The sequence below is a fragment of the Wolbachia endosymbiont (group B) of Camptogramma bilineatum genome, from assembly GCF_947251825.1.
Classification (GTDB): Bacteria; Pseudomonadota; Alphaproteobacteria; order Rickettsiales; family Anaplasmataceae; genus Wolbachia.
The window spans coordinates 439,469-457,849 of sequence record NZ_OX366391.1; the positions used below are offsets into that span (position 1 = coordinate 439,469).

Below are 18,381 nucleotides of genomic sequence, written 5' to 3' on the forward strand. Positions count from 1 at the left end.
TCTAATGAACTGTCTAAAACAGCTATAAAGATTGCACATAGAATTATATAAATTACTATCATAACGTTACCCAAACTTCTATATCAAAGCTACGTGCTGTAAGTTTAATACGGATAGTATATTAACCATTTATTCCCCAACTCTAGTCTTGTATTCCTACTTCATTCATGTTAGTATTAGAACCATCAAACTTGCTACTGGTATACCTAATTATTTTGTAGCTAATTTTGCCACCTTCACTTTAAATTTTCCACTACTTGGCATATTACCTCTTATATTATAACCTACCTATTGAGATTACCTCCAAGTTTGGTTACTCCTACATCAGAAAGACAAGTTGATACTTTTGAATGGCTTTGAATAGAAGCATTACTTAAATAACTTTGAGGCTCTAAACTCATTTGCTTTGCACCATCAACTTCTAATCTACCATCTCCGTTGTGTAATGTCCTTTGTATTGATCGATTTAGTACAACATTTAGCCTGCTATTAAACTCTACCATAAACTTGTCAAGCTTCTTCGAACTTAACTTACCAGGACATCCTGCTTCTCTACCAGGACATGCTTTCTCTAAATACGAACTTAAAACTCCTGAGATCTCATCAAATTTACCACTCATGATTTTCCCTGTAACTTCTTTCTGTATTTCCACAAAATCAATATTCAATCGATGCATTGATACACCACTTTTTAATCTAGCTTGCTCTACTACTTTCTCAAATTCCTTTGTAATAATATTGAGTGTATATCCCTGTGCCTCTAGTGGGGATATAGACTGACCTACTGTAGAAATATACTTTTGACCTGTAACTTTTCTAATTAATAAATCAAGTAACATTATTGTACCATTTACATCAATTGGTGCACTAATTTGTGAGATTGAACTTTGAGTGAATGTTTTCTCAGGTAAAGCAGCTCTAGAACCTAATAACCCACCTATAGAGCTCTTTACCCAACCAAATAAATCATTTATCCATGAAGATGGTCTTGCACCACTACTTGCTACTATTTCGGGTTGATTACTCGAATCTATACTACGAAGCTTGCGTGATAAGTGATGAGAATTGTGATCTCCATGATGATGAAGACGTTTACGTCGTACAGTTTTTTCTCTTTCTTTACTGAGCTCTTCCTCTAAATAATTTACAACATTATCATATCCTTTATCTCTAGCAATATCTAGAGGTGTTCTACCGTCAGCAGTTGAGGCATTAAAATCAGCACCTCTTTCAACAAGACGCTCAACGACGTCTAATGAACCCAACTGCACAGCCCAATGAAGAGGTGTCCAAGCTTCATTATCTTTGACCTTAATATCAGCACTGTTATCTAAAAGAAGTTCAACTATATTAAAATTATTGTTTTGAATGGCCCAGAATAAAGGAGTCCAACCCTGACTATCTTGAGCATTAACATTAGCACCTCGTATGATACTGTCTCTAACTTTTTCAAGATCTCCTTTTTCTGCAGCCATTAATAGTTCTTTATCTAATTGTGTTTGTTTGAAAAACTCTACTATATCCGCATAATTTTCTTGAATAGCTAATTCCAAAGGTGTTTTTTCATCTTTATCTTTAGCATTGGTATTGGCCCCTTTTTCTATAAGGTACTTTACCACATCTAGTCTGTGATGCTTAGCAGCTAAATGCAAAGGTGTTTGTCCATCCATATCTGTAGCATTTATATTGGCTCCTCGATCAAGGAGAAGTTCTAATATGTCCAGCCTGCCTGCTTTAACAGCAATATGCAAGGGTTTTTCATTATATGTATTTTCAACCTCAATATCAGTACCTTTATCAAGAAGAAATTGAACCATATCCAAATTTCCTTCCTGAACAGCAAAATGTAAAGGTGTTCCTTGATATGTTATTTCATTATTAAATTTAGCACCGTTACTAATAAGAAGTTTTACCACATCCCATTTACCTGACTGAGCAGCATGAAGTATTGGCGTGTAACCAAAGTCATCTTGAACTTCAATATTAGCACCTCTATCAACAAGAAATTGAATCATATCTAAATTATTCCCTGATACAGCAAAGCATAAAAGTGTTTGACCTTCCTTATCTTGAGCATCAATATCAGCACCATAATTAAGAAGAAGTTCTACCACACTCCATTTACCTGAATGAGTAGCAAGAAATATTGGTGTGTAACCAAACTCATCTTGAACTTCGATATTAGCGCTCTCATCAAGAAGAAGCTTCACCTTATCCCATTCACCCGCTTCGGAAGCAAGATGCAAAGATGTCCTATCAAGTTTACCTCGAGCATTTATTTCTCCACTGTTTGTAACTCCAAAAGACGCAGAATTTTCCTGTAAATTGAGAATAGAGCTAACATAATTTAATTTATCAGCACTTTCTGATTTGTATATTTTATCTATTTCATCAATTAATAACACCTCTTTATCAGCAAACCTTATGGATAAAGTTTTCATTTTAGGTTCTTTATAGAAATCTCTAAAATATATAATATACAACTCATTTGCTTCTATGTCAGCATCAAAGGCATTGGTAATCATCAAGTCATATTTATCATGAAGATAAGTATATTGTCCTGCTCTTTTAGATATAATTAGTTTATTACTTTCTTCTACATCTTGAGGTCTTACTAAAGTAATTTTTTCATCAGAAATAAAGAGTGAAGGCTTCAAATCTAAACTATCACCTATTTCCATAGGTGCATTATCAAAAATAATTTGTAATTTTTTATACCACTTATTTATAAGTGCATCTTTTAGCCTAACTGTTATTATATCTTGCCTTAAGCCAGTAGCTGATATAGACAACTTAATTAACAAATCACTTGCATCTTTAATAACCATTGATATTGGTTCAATACCCAAATCCTTATCTATTTGTTGTACCAACTTATACAAATCTAACGTACTCCTCAAACTCCTTTTTCTGTTGATATTGTCATTAATTACTACTTCTCGGATAGGTAAGTTTTCTATATCGAGTGTTTCATGGTATGAAGTAATTACACGTATACTGCTTTCTTCTACAACAATATTTCTCCTTTCACTTTCTTCTCTATTAAGTTCATTGTGTATATTTTTCAAAAACGCTGGACAAAAATCAGAGCTTCTTTTCCTCCTTTTACTTAAACATCTACCTAAATCTAACTTATTTTCTGATTGGCTGAGGAAAGTAGATTCTTCAACACTCTTAACCATGGAAGATATTTTACTCTGCTGATTATTTTCCTCAGTCAATATTAATTTAGAGCACTTACCTACTATATTTTGATCATATCCATTTAATAAAAGATTGTTTTGTAAATTCTTTGATAACGCTGAAACCTGAGTGCTCTTCGATTTATCTCTAAATTCAGTGAGTTGTTCTAAACTACAGAAATTTTCAGTAAAGCTAATTTGATTTTGGACTGACGAAAAACCTAAACATTGATACGTTGAATTTTTATTTGCAAAACCATCAATTGATATTAAACATTTAAAGTCAGTTTCTACTTTAGGAGTATATTTACTTCTATTGTGGTAATTTTCTGAAGCTTTATCAATTAAAGCTTGTATTTTTCTTACCTCAGATAAACTAAACCTATCTAATCTACGGATTACTATTGGTTCTAAACCTAGATCAAATTCCAACGTAGAAATTCTATGAAATTCATTATTATCCCAATCTTTTATATTGATCGTGTGATTAGACATCTTATCGCGAAATATCAGATCTGCACCATTGCTGAAAATTTCAATTTGACCAGGAGTAATATTCTTTAATATCATTACTCCTATACGTTCCTCATCTTGTTCTATAGAAGTAGAGATATTTTCTTCCAACTTTTGGTTGTGATGAATAATACTAGTAGAGTCACTGAAATCTTCAGTGTATTCTTTGAAAATTCTTTCATAATCATTTCTAAGTTTATCCTTATACTCCATTACATTATCAATGTTTCCTAATAACCCAGAAGATGGAAAAAGATCATTGTTATTCCAGAGAGAATAAGAAATATTTTCCCATTTACTTCGATCAGTATAGAATCCTTCTATTCTAATGATAAAAGGATTTTCACTTTCTCTTATTAATAAGAGATCATCCTTATCTTTATATTTCTCAATATCTTCAAGACGGGAATCTATCACTACATGATCATCTTCAAAATCTTTAGGCAATAAAAACATATTCTGAGTTTGTGTAGCTTGTAAAAAAGGAACTAATTTCCCTTTTTTTGAAGAAGAACATGACATTGATTGTACATAAGGAATAAATGCTTCTCCTTTGTGATTCATAATTATAAGATGCCTATAATTAGGATCTCGAAGGTAGCTTTTCACTCGAATGTTACTATTATTGTATTTTAAATGCAGATCACATTTGTAGATTGAAAAATCTTTTTCAACTACTCGCATAAATAGTATATCCAGTTTTTTATCATTTGAATTATTATCAATTTTGACTGCTTTACTACTTATATCATTGCTAACAAAATACACATCTCTTCCTTCTCCTCCCTTAGCAAACATAGTACCTTGATCAAAGTTAATTATATCATCTCCTGAAGAACCAAAAACCATGTGTGAAACTACACTATTATTTTGACTTTGTGTTTTACCTCTAACAACGCTCAAGACTTTATAACCCTTATGATTATTTAGAATTTTCTTGTAATGATTTTCTACAGCTCTAAAACCCTTTAGAGAATGTTCTGAATGTAGCTCAAATGATTTGATTTCTATAGTTGGTGAGTCCGATTTTTCAATTTTAGGAACAATATTACTACCATTTTTGTCTATTAGTGCAAAGTGAGGTTTATTACTGCTTTGTTCAACATAATTTTTTATATCGAGGGTAAATTGATTATTTTGACCAAAATTTATTTTCAAAGATAAAGTATTACTATTTTTAGAGTAAGTTATTTGATCACAATCACTTAATAAATCAAATTCAGGAAAACTTACAGTTCCTGTTCCATCTACGTCAATTTCTGAATATAACCCCCTACCCTTATAGTCTGCAGTTTTTACGTAAAAAGTATAATTGCTTTTTCTACCTTTGACTCTAGTATACGGCGAAATAATTACTTTTTTGCAACTTTCAACTACATCTTCCTTATTTCTATTAAAACCACCGCCACTATCTATTATAACATCACTGCTATCACTTTCTGTAAAATGCTCAGAATAACCCACGCATAAGATCTCATCTACCTTGTTCTGTCTTCCAACATAATGGTAATTAAAGAGGTTGTTACTAACATAATCATCAATTAATAAACAATTATTTATTTTTACCTTTAATTGTCCATAGGCACTAGGCTTAAAACGATAGTCAATCACACCTGTAACTTTATTTTCTGCTAATTGACTTAGATCAAGTATATTAATAGAGTTACTTCCACCAATCATTTTGCCTGAAAAGCTAGGGTTATTTACAAGAACAAACCTGTTCACTACATTATTACCACCAGTTATTTCTGCTGTACCTGAGCCAATTAGAAAATTATTGTGCCACTCATTACTTCCAACAATTGTACCTCTGTTTACATTTTGTAGATCATAAACAATTGTCTTGTCTTTCTGCGCCACGTTTACTCTACCACCTTGGTTAATAACCATTGCATTTTCACAGTAGTATACAGCCGACTTAACTGAGCTTTTAATACCTTTCTCATAATCTTGATTAGTAATCTGTGGTAAACAAAGCATGTTAGCACCTTTGATATAATCAGGTACAACACGTGAAAGATTTTTTGTATTGGCATTTTTCCTATTCATCATAATCGTTGCATAATCTGGACGAAGAGTATTACCACTTACTTTTCCAAGACCAACACCATAAGCAATAACACTATTAGGAGCATTATTTAAAGCCTTCCAAACTTGTTTAGCTAAACTATTAACTATGTCTTTCCTAGCTGCAAGATGCTGCACATCAGCTGCCATAGGTTAAAAAAGAAGTGTACGCCAAAAAATACTCCAATTCTCTCCATGGGTTGTATCATACTTTTTCTTGTACTCTACGATATTGCTAACACCACTATAAATTCCGCAACCTACCATGAGCCCAAACCCAACTGCAATACCAACTACCGGCATACTTGCTGCTGTAAGAGCAACACCAGAAACAAATGACACACCAGAAAAAGATATAGATGCTATATTATCTCTTATTTCTTTCTCTCCACATGGATTATCACTATTCTCTCTTTTTTTACAATCTACAAGATTACTTGCTGACATGCCTATATCAACAATATCAAAGACACCAGTTAAAGCTCCTGCTGTACCTTTCGCTATTGTACTTCCAAATTTTACTCCTGCAACTCGAATAGCAAATTTTGTCTGTTCACCTAAAGCACCTGGTATAACTTTTCCTACAACCTTTTTAGCTGATGTTACAACTCTTGGAGTAATTTTAACCATTACATTCTCAATTGGTTGAGATGCAAAAGGACCATCCTACTCCGCCTAGATTTAATCCACAATCCGTTGCTGTTCCATCCTTACAAGACACAATGGCACCATGGATCCCTCTTATTAATTGTATCCCACCAGCAGCATTCATTAACCTGCTTTTTAGCTTTAGATTTTTTGTTAAACTACTCTCTTGATGTACAATATCACCGTGCAAATCCTTGATACGTTCATTCTGGACATAGCGCTCATATCCTTGATCTTCAATTACCTTATCAACTAAATATTTATAGTCACCTTCAATATTTTTGTTCCTAACAAACTCCACTAGTTGAGCATTTTTTGCTTCATCTTGACTATTTTTAACATAAGTTAGAAATTTTTCGCTATCAACTATAATTTTGTCCACATTATTTCCATCTACTTTCCCTTTACTAAACTCTTCCACATCACCCTTTGAAAATAAACAAGGATTGATACTTCTTCTACTTCTACCTCCTCCTACGCAACTATTTAGGTCGAATTTTGGTTGTTGTGTCCCAGCAAGTACAGCCTCTAAGTTAGCTATACGTTGTGGATCTATACTTAATGTGTTTGAAATACCTTCTCTCATACGTATAAAATGATTTTCTCTTCTTTGAATTCGCAAATGGTTACGTATTTCATCAGGAATATTACTTAATCTATTTCCTTGCAACACAGTATTAATATCTCTAGCGTTTTCTAACGCCCATAAGCCGCAATTATAACCATCTCTTTGTTGAATAACAGAAACATCATTAACGGTAATTTGAGCCTGTTGTAAAACTTGACGAATATTATCTGGAACATTATTACCCAACGAGTCTACATAGTATCCATTATACTGCCCATTTTGATGGGAGATGACCAACGTAACCCAGTGATTATTATCTAAATTAACAATTAAAGTTAATGGCCTTCTTTCACCTCTTGTTGTTACTCTATCTTGAAACTGTTGCAATTGATTAACTATATGTTCTGGTGATCCCACTATTTCAAACAATGTGTCAATTCCATAACCATATTTTATTCTTGCAATATCAGCTATATCATGTTGCTGCAGCCAATAATGATAATCTCGTTCTGCTGTTGCAGATTCTAATGTACGTAAATTCTCCTCTTGTATACCAGTATTTTTAAGTCTCTGAGTTATCTCTTGTATTCTTTCTAAATGTTTTCTCTTAGCTATGTCAATAGAACTATGAACTACTAGAGCAGGAACAAACTTATCACTTGTTAATATTAAAGAATTTTTATCTTTAGCTTTCACATTAACAACTACTCCCATGAAAAGCATTTTGTCGCTATCTGTGATTGCTTTCAGTGCTGCCCCTTTAGCATATCTAATATTTTGTTCTTTTGTTAATTTATCAACTTCCTGTTTTAGCTGATCTTGATTTAAGTTTTTACCTATAAGCTTAAATTCCAGTGCTATAGGAGTGTATTCTTTAGCACCCTGAGGTGAAGGACCAATACCTTGAATTACCATATCGACACGACCACCTGCTCCTACTTGAAATTCAGGTATAATTACAGTCTTCGCAGAAGTCTCCTGTAGCTTTAAATCACTGTAACTACTAAATAAACCATTAAGAATGGCTTGTAATCTTGCTTCATTAGTAATCAAATCTTTAATAGGGTAAACCGCATCTGCCACTTCACTAAGCAACACTTTATAAGCTTGCAATGAAACCTCACCGTCAGAAGCATGTTGAGAAGTAATTGCTTGATCAAATTTTACCTTTAATTCATCAGAATTAGGTATCTTAAGAAAACTACCTGTAAATTGCTGATCGGCACCACTTGGATTATATTTACTTATCTGTTCTATTTCAAAAAGTTCTTCAAAAGATAATCCTGTTTCATATTTTTTGAGACTCATTTTAATTTCTATGACATTTTTTACTTCTCCTATTCCAGGTATGTTCAGCACTGGAATTTTTTTTATCAGCATAGAATTCCTTTGTATTGGACTCTCGTATATGAAAAATGAATGCTGTGTTTTCTTGCCCTTCATTACCTTGAACAAACATTAATGTCATAACCGGGCTTTTGGACAAAGTGTACTCCGTTCCTCCAGACCAATCCAGAGGGTACTCACCATATGAGTATATATATTTTTTAATGTTACTTTGATCTTGACCAATCTTGTTGATTAAAATTGATTGACCTAACATATCTCTACTGAAATAGTAATGATCTTTTGTTTCTTTATTTGCTGGAAAAGTATGGTATTCGCTTGACAATAAATCTTTTACCTCTCTCTTAAAAACTTCCTCATAGGCTAACTGATTATCCCACTTGCCAATTAGTTCGATAAATTCCTCCATCAAAGGAGCTGGGACTCCGCCAACAATATTGCAATAAACCTAAAACTTGAGAAGACTATTTCTCGAAAGCTTCTACAAAAAGAACGGAGAGTTGAATTTATTTATAGAGCTAATGATCAAATAACCATATGTCTCGATGGATAATATATGGTAGAGCTCATGGGCAACAAGAAATTAATAGTGCGGATTAGTTGTAGTTATGAAGTAAATCGATTAGCAGAGTTGTATCTATTAGATGCATATGAAAAATTAGTGTTAAGTAAACCAATAAAAGCGAGCAAAAAGGAAGAAAACTCTGAATATAAGAAAGTAGATTTGAGGACGGTAAAATGGTAACAGTTAGTTTATATGCAAGAGTTTCTTCAGGGAGGCAAGCACAAGAAGATACAATAGCAAGCCAAATTGCTGCTATAGAGAATCAAATTAGTATGGATGGACATAAATTATTAAATGAATATAAATTTATTGATAATGGTTATAGTGGTTCTAACATAATCCGTCCTGGTTTGGAAAAATTACGTGATAAAATAGCAGAAGGTAACATTGATAAGGTTTATATTCATTCTCCTGATCGTTTATCTCGTAAGTATGCATATCAGATGATATTACTTGAAGAGTTTAAGAAGTTAGGAGTGGAGGTTATTTTTTTAAATTATCAAATTAGCGATAATCCAGAATCTCAATTACTATTACAAATGCAAGGTATGATAGCAGAATACGAACGTGCAAAAATCATGGAACGAAGTCGTCGAGGAAAGATTTATGCAGCAAATAAGGGTTGTATAAGTGTAATGAGTGCTGCTCCTTATGGCTATCGTTATATAAACAAAAATACAGAAACAGGACAGGCCTTATTTGAGATTTATGAAGAAGAAGCTGAAGTTGTTCGTAAAGTATTTTCTTGGGTAGGAAGAGAAAGAGCCAGTATAGGAGAAGTATGTCGTAGGCTAAGTGCTATTTCCATTATGACGAGAACTGGAAAAGAGTATTGGGATAGGGCTGTAGTTTTGAGTATGTTAAAAAACACTGCTTATAAAGGACAAGCAGCTTTTGGTAAAACAAGGTTTGGCGTAAAACTAAAACATATAAGACCGAAAAAAAACTCCTGCGAGCATCCAAAAGATAATTATTCTACTTATCCTGTTCCAAAAGAGGATTGGATTTATATTAAAGTACCTAGTATAGTAAGCGAAGATTTATTTAAAATCGTCAAGAACAATTAGCTGAGAATAGAAAAATAGCAAGAACAAGACAAAGAGGAGCAAAACATTTATTGCAAGGTTTAGTAGTATGTAAGCTTTGCAATTATGCATATTATGGTACTAGCACTGCAAGGAATAAGGAGGGGAAAAAACTAATAATCAGGTATATTATCGTTGTATTGGTACGGATTCATACCGTTTTGGCGGTAATAAAATGTGTAACAACAAATTAATTCGTACAGATACATTGGACATGGCTGTGTGGGAAGAGGTAAAACACCTATTAAAAAATCCAAATAGAATATTAGAGGAGTATAAACGTAGACTTTCAGAACTTAAAAAATCACCACTAGATCAAAAAAGCGCTTTGCTTGAAACACAAGAAGATAAGTTAAAACGAGGTATTGCAAGGTTAATTGATAGTTATGCTCAAGAATATATTGATCAAGAAGAATTTGAGCCAAGAGTTAAAGCAATGAAACAAAACTTAAAAATGGTTGAAGAACAAAAGAAAAAGATATTTGATCAGAAAAAACTCACACAAGAGTTAACTCTAGTAGTAACAAATTTAGAGGGGTTTTCCTCTAGTATTAACTCAAGTCTTAATAATGCAGACTGGCTAACTAAACGTGATATTATTAGAACGTTAGTTAAGCGAATTGAGATTAATTTTGAGGATGTAAACATCGTGTTTAGAGTAAAAGAGCTTCCAGACTCTTTTCATATGGAAAAAAATCAATGCTTGCAATGTTGTTGTAGGGGTAGGAGTATCATTTCTTGGTATGAAGCCTGCAAGGCCACTTAAGATATTCTATCTACAGGATGAAATGGAATATGATTACATAAGAGAGCGCTTACAGAAGCTAAGAATCAGCAAGAAAATTCTTGATGAAGGAACAGAAAACTTAGTTATTACTAAAAAAGTACAGTTAACTTTGAATGTGGAAAAAATAAAAGAAATTATGTCGGAAAATCTTGATGTAAAAACAGTTGATCTTATAGTGATAGACTCTCTTTTTGATTATAGGAGTATGATCTCTTTTCTGCAAAATAGTATTGATGAACTACGCTCTATCACTAATCCTATGGCTGGAGTAATAGTTACACATTACACCAAAAAAGTGTCAACAACCACGTTAAAAAAGAATCCATTTCAAGCATTGAGTGGTGCTAATGTTTTAAGAAGTTTATATACATCTGGAGTAATGATATTTAGGCCAGAAAGGAATACTCTGCAATTGATGTACGAACTTAAAAATGGCAAACCAATACCAACAAAATTCATAAATATGGTTAACGGACGCTGGATAGCTACAGCTTAACCAAATTTCTAAACTTTAAATATATTGGAGATTTTATGGATATCTATTGCAATTTTAATACTGCAGCTTCACGAAAAAATGCATCGTTAGTAGAAAAAGAACAGCTTAAAGCTCAGCTTTTGTTAAATATCAGATCATGCCTTTCATATCTATTACCAAGAGGAACTTTTCGTGGTGATAAGTTTTATGTAGGCAATGTACAAGGCGATAAAGGAAAAAGTCTAGTAGTAGAATTAAGTGGTAGTGAAGCTGGACTATGGCACGATTTTGCAACAAAAGAAGGTGGAGATATAATTGATCTTTGGGCAGAAGTGCATAGAAAAAGTACTAGAACAGAGTTTACTGAAGTAATCGACTCTATAGCTGAATGGCTTGGTCATTTTAAAAAGATCAAAACTGACAAAACTGCAGGTAATCCAACTGCATATTGGGATTATTACGATGAAAACGGCCAAGCTATTGTTAGAGTATATCGTTATGATGATGATAGTGGAAAGAGATATCTTCCTTTTGATATCAAAAAATCCACCTTTAGTGTACCAGAGATAAGGCCGCTATATAATATTCCAGGTATTTTAAAGTCCGATAAAATTATTCTTGTAGAAGGGGAAAAGTGTGCAAATGCTCTCATAGAGCAAGGTATTACTGCCACAACTGCAATGTCTGGAGCAAATGCACCTATTGAAAAAATAGATTGGACTCCACTTAAAGGTAAACACATTATTATATGGCCAGATAATGATGAAGCAGGTAAGAAATACGCTGAAAAATCTGCTATGAAACTTACTTGTCTTGGAGTTGAAGAACTTTGCATTTTGGAAATACCTAAAGATAAACCAAAGGGTTGGGACGCTGCTGATTGCGTGAAAGAAGGTATAAATGTTGAAAAATTCTTATCTTTAATTCTTCAAGTTCCATATGTGAAAAAACTATCAACTACCGAGGAATTCTCGAAAGTTCAAAAAGCAGGACGTTGCATTTCACTTTCAGCAATTCCAGTAATAAAGTATTTAAACGATAAATCACCAATGCCGAAAGACATAATAGTTCCAAGAATTTTAACTCCAGGAGGACTATTGGTGTTTGCAGGTGCACCTAAGGTTGGAAAAAGTGATTTTCTTATTTCTTGGTTATTACACATGGCAGGAGGAATTCCATTTTTGAACATGATGCCCACAAGACCTTTGAAAATCTTTTACTTACAAACTGAAATTGGCTATCACTATATGCGTGAACGTCTTCAGCAAATTAAACTAAATGAAGAACTTCTTGAAATTGCTGGATATAACTTAGTTATTACACCACAAGTGGAGTTACTTCTAAATGATGATAGTATAGAGATTATTGTAGATAAAATAGAAAGTTCATTTGGCTCGAATGCAGTTGATATAATAGCAATAGATCCACTACGCAATATTTTTGATGCCGGCGAGAATAGTAGTGAAAATGACAACAATGCTATGTTATTCTTTCTACAAGAAAGGGTTGGTAAATTGAGAAAGCTGGCTAATCAAGATGCAGGAGTTATTTTAGTACACCACACAAAGAAGATGCAAAAGAAATCATTGGAAGAAGACCCATTTCAAAGTTTTAGCGGTGCAAGCAGTTTAAGGGGATTTTATACTACAGGAATAATTATGCACAGACCAGATGAACAACAAAGTAAACGTCAACTAATCTTTGAGTTACGTAATGGCCACGCTATTGCATCAAAATACATTGATAAGATTAACAATAACTGGTACGTAGTTGATTATGAATCGCAAAGACTTGTGAACAAAGATTATGGCCAAAGGTTAGATGCAGAACGTTCGCGTAGGTATGATACTATTCTACAATTAATTTATGATGAAGCACGGAAGGGACGTCTATATACAATAAATTCGTTCTGTCAGGCATTTGAGAATAAAGCAGGTCTTGGTAGTCAACATTCGATCCGTGAACGTATTGATACTTTAGCTACAAAAGGCTATATAAAATTTAACAGAGAAGGTAAAAATGGAGCAAGAACTAGATATGGAGTACTTTGTGTTGCAGGCATGGAAAAGAAAAGTAAGGTATTTGATCACCAACTGAATAAAGAAGTGACAATTTATGAAAAGGTCTTACCAACCGACTATAAATCAACGGAGAATGGTAGCATTTTACCAGTTAAAAATCCGAATACTTGGGTTCATCATAGCATCTGCGATTAATAAAATTAAAATAGAAAATATGAGTTATTTCAGTCTTCGGATTTGCTCAGTTTGTCTTCAGAATTTGCTTAGTCTATGCAGACTGAATTTAGTAAGGATGAAAGAAATGCGAGATTTTCAACAACTTAGAGGGATTGTTGAATTTTATAGCTGCAGACTGAGCAATAGGGAAAAAGTTCAGGAATATAGAGGGTTTTGTTCAACTCTCAGTTTTTAGAATAACTCCTATTATTATATAATAATATAGTAGTATGACTTTAAAACATACTACTCTGTTCGTTTCTCTTTTACTTACAATAATAAGCTATGGAAAGCTCTCTTTCAAAGTTATCTGATAAAAGAAACGAAAGAAAACGCTCAGAAAAAACAAATGGCCCGTAATTGCGTTTTAAAGTCATCCTACAACTTCAGGGTACAATTATACCACCTTGACCTAAAGAACGCTTATAACAGCCCTTAAAAGCCGATTAACACCATGTCTTAACTTATAAGAAAGACCATATGTTGATTTTATCACGTTTTACTTTAGTTGTAAAGAAATTTTTTTAATGTATGACAGATTTGTATAGTCGATATTTTACGTAACTTATGGCGTTTAATTGGTTATTTAGTATCTCTAAAACTTAACGAGTTGCTTTTATAACTAAAGTAAAAGGGTTAATACGGTAACCATAATCTCTACGCGATGATCCAGGCCAACCAACTGTTTGAATCACATCATTACGTTCGATGTTTAGTCCTAATTTTTTAGCTAAGGTGGTTTTTATTGTTCTTTGGATTGTGTTTAGTGGTTTTCTGATGTGATGTTCTGGATCTGCTTCTGGATCAAGATTTAGGCGCTTTTCTATTTCAGTTATGTTAAGCAACATGTGTTTTTCAGGAGGTAATTCTTTTTTACAATCATTCAAAAATTGTTCAAATAATATGCGAAAAACCTTCATACATGCTACAGCTTTCTTATTTAGAATCTCTATATTGTTTACGTAAAGTGAGCCCTCTATCAATTGCAACTTTAGTAATTCTTTCTCTTTAGAAGGTTCAATTAGATTAAGTGCAGTATGTAAGATTTGCATTGAAGTATTTGGTATGAACTCTAGTACTCCTCTTTGTGCTGCTTCTTGGAATACTTCAATTAAAGTCTTATGCTGAAAGAAAAGGTCAACCATTTTTACTATGGGCAAATCAAGAGGTATGTTTGATGGATTTTTTCTCAGTATTATTAATACAGTTGGATTAGCTTTAAGCTTATCTATCGTTAAGAATGTTGGATTGGTGCAAAAATCAAGAACAATGAGATTTACAAATTGACCTTGTCCACCAACATGATAAACTCCACTTTTTGCCACATAAAATTTGTATCACTTAGCTGACCTTCAAACCAATTCATAAATTTCTCTGGGTTAAAATATACAGATAAGCGGTGAAATCTTTGCTTCTTGTAGGTATTAGGCAAAATATCACGGTTGCAATTTTCACAAATTATATTATCGCATGCTTCGTTAAAGTCCTCATCAATGAAAATCTCATTGTTACAGTATGGATCAACTATATTTGGCCAATCTAATTTATCTTGTCTACGAGAGCAGATAATGTAAGACCTCTCTTGCATCTGAATTAATTCAAGATCTGACAAATACCTTGCTGCTTTGATGTAATTTTGATTTGGATTAACCCAAGAGCTGCCAGAATTAAGAAGATCAGAGATTTGCTCTTGGCAAGATTGTAAGACCATAAAATTGTTTTATGTATGCTTTAAAATCCTCTCTTTCCCTTTTATTCAGAGGATGTTCAGAGTAGTAAATTGCTATGTACTCATCACTTCTCTTGAAAAATAAGCCTATCTTTTTGCCTTAAAATATTACTTTAATCGACTCTATAAGTGGCACTATGTTTCCTACAAATGGCTTTAAAACATGCAATTCCGGTGCAATAGGATCATATGGAGCGACAGTCAAAGTGATATTAGTATAGCTGTAATTGAAACGATTTGACTGAAACTTTAACTCAAAAACACGAATATTTGAATCAGATTCATTAATACAAGTTTCTATAAATTTATGCACCTGTTCCGCGAAGTTTTTATCCTGCACATCTACAAAAATACATTCGCAGCCAAAGTAACAACTTGCAATGCTATTTGCTATTTCTATAGCTTGATCAATATTTCTAGCACCAAGATCTACCTGAGTGCCATTTAGTAGAAAATCCAAAATCATCCACTCTGCCTTATGGCCATGAATAACTTTGTTTGAATTTAACAACAAATCTATATCGCTAGCTTTGCGTATTAACACATATAAACGATTCTGATGATAGAAGAAACCTTGTAGTTGATTCTCGAAACTGTCATTTCTCTTAATGTTATCTTCTTTCAGTATTTGTTGTATGATTTCCTCTGAGATAAAGTCCTTAAATGGAGTACTTGGTCGTCTTGGTATTTTTTGTAAGGCAAAAGACATGAAACTCTTTCTTTGTATTTTTTCAAAGTGATAGACAGACTTTAAAAGATTGTAATCTGCATGAAACAGTAGAAACAGCAAAGACTTTTTATCATATTTATTATTATTTTTTACAAGGTAGGATTTCATGAGTTCCGTAGTTAATGCAGATCTTGCAATTTCACTGACAGTAACTTCTAGTTTTGCACGGTCAAAACAGGTAATCAAGTAGTAAGTAACGAGAGAATCGGAATAATTAGCAATCACTTTACGTTTGTATTGTACAGATGTATTATCGTAACTTTCATCATCAAAGAGTTGAGCATTTAATTTATCTTTAAAGGAGTTTTGAAAAATAATATTTAATTGCTTACCAGAAAGTGAATCTATCCTAGACTGACGTATTTTTGTATTGTGAAAACGATCAAGCAAATGGTTAACAGGGACTTCTAAATCATCTTCCCAAAATTTACGATTTGGATAAATGTTCATAAGAAACTAACCACACCATAATAACATAATAGACTATTTAAATAGTTAAGATAGAAATCTGAAAGTCTTGACCAATAATTATGCAAGGGCTGTTTACTGATTTTTAACCAAGTTTTTTCTAAAAAGTTTGCTTAAGAAGAAGATTTTTTGGACAAAAATTTTTCAAATCCTGAATATATATTATATAGCACTCTAGCAAAACAAATTCTGAATATAAATGTCAACCCTAACACTGGACCTTGGCAAACAAACAGGCTGGGCAATTCTAACCAATGGAGTAATTGAAAGTGGAAGCAAAAGTTTTCATGGTAGCCGTTTTAGCGGAGGTGGCATGTGCTTCTTGAATTTTCGTAATTGGCTTAATTCTTTGAAGGACATTTCTGCAGTGTATTTTTAGGAAGTAAGAAGACACTTAGGAACTGATGCTGCTCATTGCTACGGTGGTTTTCTTGCCGTTCTATCTGCTTGGTGTGAAGAGAACAATATTCCCTACCAAGGTGTTAATGTTAAAACTATAAAACGCTTTATAGCAGGCAAAGGTAATGCAAGTAAGAGTGAAGTTATTGAAGCGATACGTGAAAAAAGTTTTTCACCTAGAGATGATAATGAGGCCGATGCTTTGGCATTAATGTTCTACATTAGTAAAGATATTAATAAGACGAAAAATCCATAAAAAGTGGGTCCTTTCGGCCACACTGGCGGGTTTGGTGGTGCTGACCTCAGGCCTTCTTTAGCGTCAGAGATATTTTGAATATTAACTTTTTAATTATTAAGATATGAATTTAGCAATCCACTACTATCCTACTCGAAACCTAGTTGAATATGAGCGTAATCCTCGTAAAAATGATGACGTAGTAAATAGAATGTGTGCTTCAATCAGGGAATTCGGCTTTCGTATACCAATAGTTGCAAAAAGCGATGGTACTGTGGTTGATGGTCATTTAAGACTTAAAGCAGCAAGAAAACTTGGTATGGAGAGTATTCCAGTGGTCTTAAGTGATAATTTAAATGAACCACAAACCAAAGCTTTTCGGTTACTGGCAAATCAATCAGCTAATTGGGCAAAGTGGGATGATGATCTTTTGAAGGTGGAAATTCAAGAGTTAGAAGATTTACAATTTGATCTTAAAATGACTGGATTTGAGCTAGAAAAAGTTCAACATTTCCTTGATGACTTAGATGGTGAAAAAGAAGATTTTTCTGACTTGGTTGGTGATGAAAAAAGGGTAGAAATAACAAAACCAGGGGATTTATGGATTTTAGGTGATCATAGAATCTATTGTGGTGATAGCTCTGTAGTTGAATCATATAAAGCGCTGTTAGATGATAAAATGGCAGACATTACTGTTTGTGATCCTCCATATAACGTTGATTATGGTGGTAGCCAAGATAAAAAAATATTAAACGATAATCAAGGTGAAAAGTACGAACTTTTTCTCTACGATATCTGTTCCCACATTTTAGCATATACGAAAGGTGCAATTTACATCTGCATATCATCATCAGAGTTTTCAACGTTGCAAAAAGTATTTGAGGAGGCAGGAGGAAAATGGTCAACATTTATCATTTGGGCAAAGAATCATTTTACGCTAGGCAGATCAGATTATCAAAGACAATACGAAGCAATGCTCTATGGATGGAAAAGCGGCAATAAACGTGAGTGGCATGGAGGTAGAAATCAAAGTGACCTGTGGTTTTATGATAAGCCAACACATAACTCACTGCACCCAACGATGAAGCCAGTAGAGCTAATGGAGAGAGCGATAGTAAACAGCAGCAGATCAGGAGACATAGTACTAGATCCATTTAGCGGCTCTGGCAGCACACTGATTGCATGTGAAAGAACAGGAAGAATTTGTAGGACAATAGAGCTAGATTCAAAATTTGTAGATGTAACGATAAAACGTTGGCAAATATATACCGGAAGAGATGCCCTTTTAGCCAGTACTGGTAAAACTTTTGCAGAAATTCAAGAAGAAAATTCTTAAAAGGGAGCAA

At 33.3% G+C, this 18,381-nt stretch carries 14 protein-coding genes and 1 pseudogene; 8 read left to right on the forward strand and 7 right to left on the reverse strand.

The genetic code is table 11. From position 1 onward, the window contains the following. Positions 1 to 284: 284 nt before the first annotated feature. The 4 genes from OPR44_RS02275 to OPR44_RS02290 are packed head-to-tail and all read right to left on the reverse strand — an operon-like array spanning position 285 to position 8,734. Positions 285 to 5,912: an ankyrin repeat domain-containing protein gene (locus OPR44_RS02275; RefSeq protein WP_265015203.1), complete on the reverse strand. Its 5,628-nt coding sequence runs from the start codon at positions 5,910 to 5,912 to the stop codon at positions 285 to 287. Positions 5,913 to 5,915: 3 nt separating this feature from the next. Further along, entirely contained in the window at positions 5,916 to 6,392 is a 477-nt protein-coding gene (locus tag OPR44_RS02280; RefSeq protein WP_265015204.1) for a hypothetical protein, read from the reverse strand. Positions 6,393 to 6,399: 7 nt separating this feature from the next. Next, positions 6,400 to 8,358 (reverse strand): C48 family peptidase, encoded by a 1,959-nt coding sequence (locus OPR44_RS02285; protein ID WP_265015205.1) that lies wholly within the window; start codon positions 8,356 to 8,358, stop codon positions 6,400 to 6,402. Continuing rightward, a complete protein-coding gene (locus OPR44_RS02290) occupies positions 8,288 to 8,734 on the reverse strand; it encodes a hypothetical protein (RefSeq protein WP_265015206.1) in 447 nt (148 codons plus the stop codon). The genes OPR44_RS02285 and OPR44_RS02290 overlap by 71 nt, the downstream gene beginning before the upstream one ends. A gap of 147 nt (positions 8,735 to 8,881) precedes the next feature. Here OPR44_RS02290 and OPR44_RS02295 point away from each other — a divergent pair, with 147 nt between their 5' ends. The 6 genes from OPR44_RS02295 to OPR44_RS02320 are packed head-to-tail and all read left to right on the forward strand — an operon-like array spanning position 8,882 to position 13,453. Beyond that, positions 8,882 to 9,070: a hypothetical protein gene (locus tag OPR44_RS02295; protein WP_038249248.1), complete on the forward strand. Its 189-nt coding sequence runs from the start codon at positions 8,882 to 8,884 to the stop codon at positions 9,068 to 9,070. Continuing rightward, on the forward strand, positions 9,064 to 9,957 hold the full coding sequence (locus OPR44_RS02300; RefSeq protein ID WP_265015207.1) for a recombinase family protein: 894 nt from the start codon (positions 9,064 to 9,066) through the stop codon (positions 9,955 to 9,957). Before OPR44_RS02295 ends, OPR44_RS02300 begins: the two co-directional genes overlap by 7 nt. Positions 9,958 to 10,007: 50 nt before the next feature. After that, positions 10,008 to 10,169 (forward strand): hypothetical protein, encoded by a 162-nt coding sequence (locus OPR44_RS02305; protein ID WP_265015208.1) that lies wholly within the window; start codon positions 10,008 to 10,010, stop codon positions 10,167 to 10,169. Beyond that, a complete protein-coding gene (locus OPR44_RS02310) occupies positions 10,151 to 10,741 on the forward strand; it encodes a hypothetical protein (protein ID WP_406829271.1) in 591 nt (196 codons plus the stop codon). The genes OPR44_RS02305 and OPR44_RS02310 overlap by 19 nt, the downstream gene beginning before the upstream one ends. Further along, a complete protein-coding gene (locus tag OPR44_RS02315; protein ID WP_265015209.1) occupies positions 10,719 to 11,258 on the forward strand; it encodes a helicase RepA family protein in 540 nt (179 codons plus the stop codon). Before OPR44_RS02310 ends, OPR44_RS02315 begins: the two co-directional genes overlap by 23 nt. Positions 11,259 to 11,293: 35 nt before the next feature. Then, complete coding sequence (locus OPR44_RS02320) at positions 11,294 to 13,453, forward strand: AAA family ATPase (protein WP_265015210.1); 2,160 nt, start codon at positions 11,294 to 11,296, stop codon at positions 13,451 to 13,453. 623 nt (positions 13,454 to 14,076) lie between these two features. Here OPR44_RS02320 and OPR44_RS02325 read toward each other — a convergent pair. The 3 genes from OPR44_RS02325 to OPR44_RS02335 form a co-directional block, all read right to left on the reverse strand. Then, positions 14,077 to 14,799, reverse strand: a complete 723-nt coding sequence (locus OPR44_RS02325) for a hypothetical protein (RefSeq protein WP_265015211.1) — start codon at positions 14,797 to 14,799, stop codon at positions 14,077 to 14,079. Next, positions 14,751 to 15,185, reverse strand: a complete 435-nt coding sequence (locus OPR44_RS02330; RefSeq protein ID WP_265015212.1) for a hypothetical protein — start codon at positions 15,183 to 15,185, stop codon at positions 14,751 to 14,753. The genes OPR44_RS02325 and OPR44_RS02330 overlap by 49 nt, the downstream gene beginning before the upstream one ends. A 118-nt stretch (positions 15,186 to 15,303) precedes the next feature. Continuing rightward, positions 15,304 to 16,383 carry a hypothetical protein gene (locus OPR44_RS02335; protein ID WP_265015213.1) on the reverse strand — a complete coding sequence of 360 codons (1,080 nt, stop codon included), beginning with the start codon at positions 16,381 to 16,383 and terminating at the stop codon, positions 15,304 to 15,306. 217 nt (positions 16,384 to 16,600) lie between these two features. On the opposite strand from OPR44_RS02335, the pseudogene OPR44_RS02340 reads away from it, so the two are divergent. Together OPR44_RS02340 and OPR44_RS02345 are read left to right on the forward strand one after the other, a co-directional pair. Further along, positions 16,601 to 17,056: pseudogene (locus OPR44_RS02340) on the forward strand (Holliday junction resolvase). A gap of 103 nt (positions 17,057 to 17,159) precedes the next feature. After that, complete coding sequence (locus OPR44_RS02345) at positions 17,160 to 18,371, forward strand: DNA modification methylase (RefSeq protein ID WP_265015214.1); 1,212 nt, start codon at positions 17,160 to 17,162, stop codon at positions 18,369 to 18,371. The last annotated feature ends 10 nt before the right edge of the window (positions 18,372 to 18,381 follow it).

What these genes read in the sequence shown, in the direction of transcription:
- OPR44_RS02345 (WP_265015214.1), top strand. Translation starts at nt 17,160, where the DNA reads ATGAATTTAGCAATCCACTACTATCCTACTCGAAACCTAGTTGAATAT.
- OPR44_RS02335 (WP_265015213.1), bottom strand. Translation starts at nt 16,383, where the DNA reads ATGAACATTTATCCAAATCGTAAATTTTGGGAAGATGATTTAGAAGTC.
- OPR44_RS02330 (WP_265015212.1), bottom strand. Translation starts at nt 15,185, where the DNA reads ATGGTCTTACAATCTTGCCAAGAGCAAATCTCTGATCTTCTTAATTCT.
- OPR44_RS02320 (WP_265015210.1), top strand. Translation starts at nt 11,294, where the DNA reads ATGGATATCTATTGCAATTTTAATACTGCAGCTTCACGAAAAAATGCA.
- OPR44_RS02280 (WP_265015204.1), bottom strand. Translation starts at nt 6,392, where the DNA reads ATGGTTAAAATTACTCCAAGAGTTGTAACATCAGCTAAAAAGGTTGTA.
- OPR44_RS02285 (WP_265015205.1), bottom strand. Translation starts at nt 8,358, where the DNA reads ATGCTGATAAAAAAAATTCCAGTGCTGAACATACCTGGAATAGGAGAA.
- OPR44_RS02315 (WP_265015209.1), top strand. Translation starts at nt 10,719, where the DNA reads ATGAAGCCTGCAAGGCCACTTAAGATATTCTATCTACAGGATGAAATG.
- OPR44_RS02275 (WP_265015203.1), bottom strand. Translation starts at nt 5,912, where the DNA reads ATGGCAGCTGATGTGCAGCATCTTGCAGCTAGGAAAGACATAGTTAAT.
- OPR44_RS02290 (WP_265015206.1), bottom strand. Translation starts at nt 8,734, where the DNA reads ATGGAGGAATTTATCGAACTAATTGGCAAGTGGGATAATCAGTTAGCC.
- OPR44_RS02300 (WP_265015207.1), top strand. Translation starts at nt 9,064, where the DNA reads ATGGTAACAGTTAGTTTATATGCAAGAGTTTCTTCAGGGAGGCAAGCA.
- OPR44_RS02295 (WP_038249248.1), top strand. Translation starts at nt 8,882, where the DNA reads ATGGTAGAGCTCATGGGCAACAAGAAATTAATAGTGCGGATTAGTTGT.
- OPR44_RS02310 (WP_406829271.1), top strand. Translation starts at nt 10,151, where the DNA reads ATGTGTAACAACAAATTAATTCGTACAGATACATTGGACATGGCTGTG.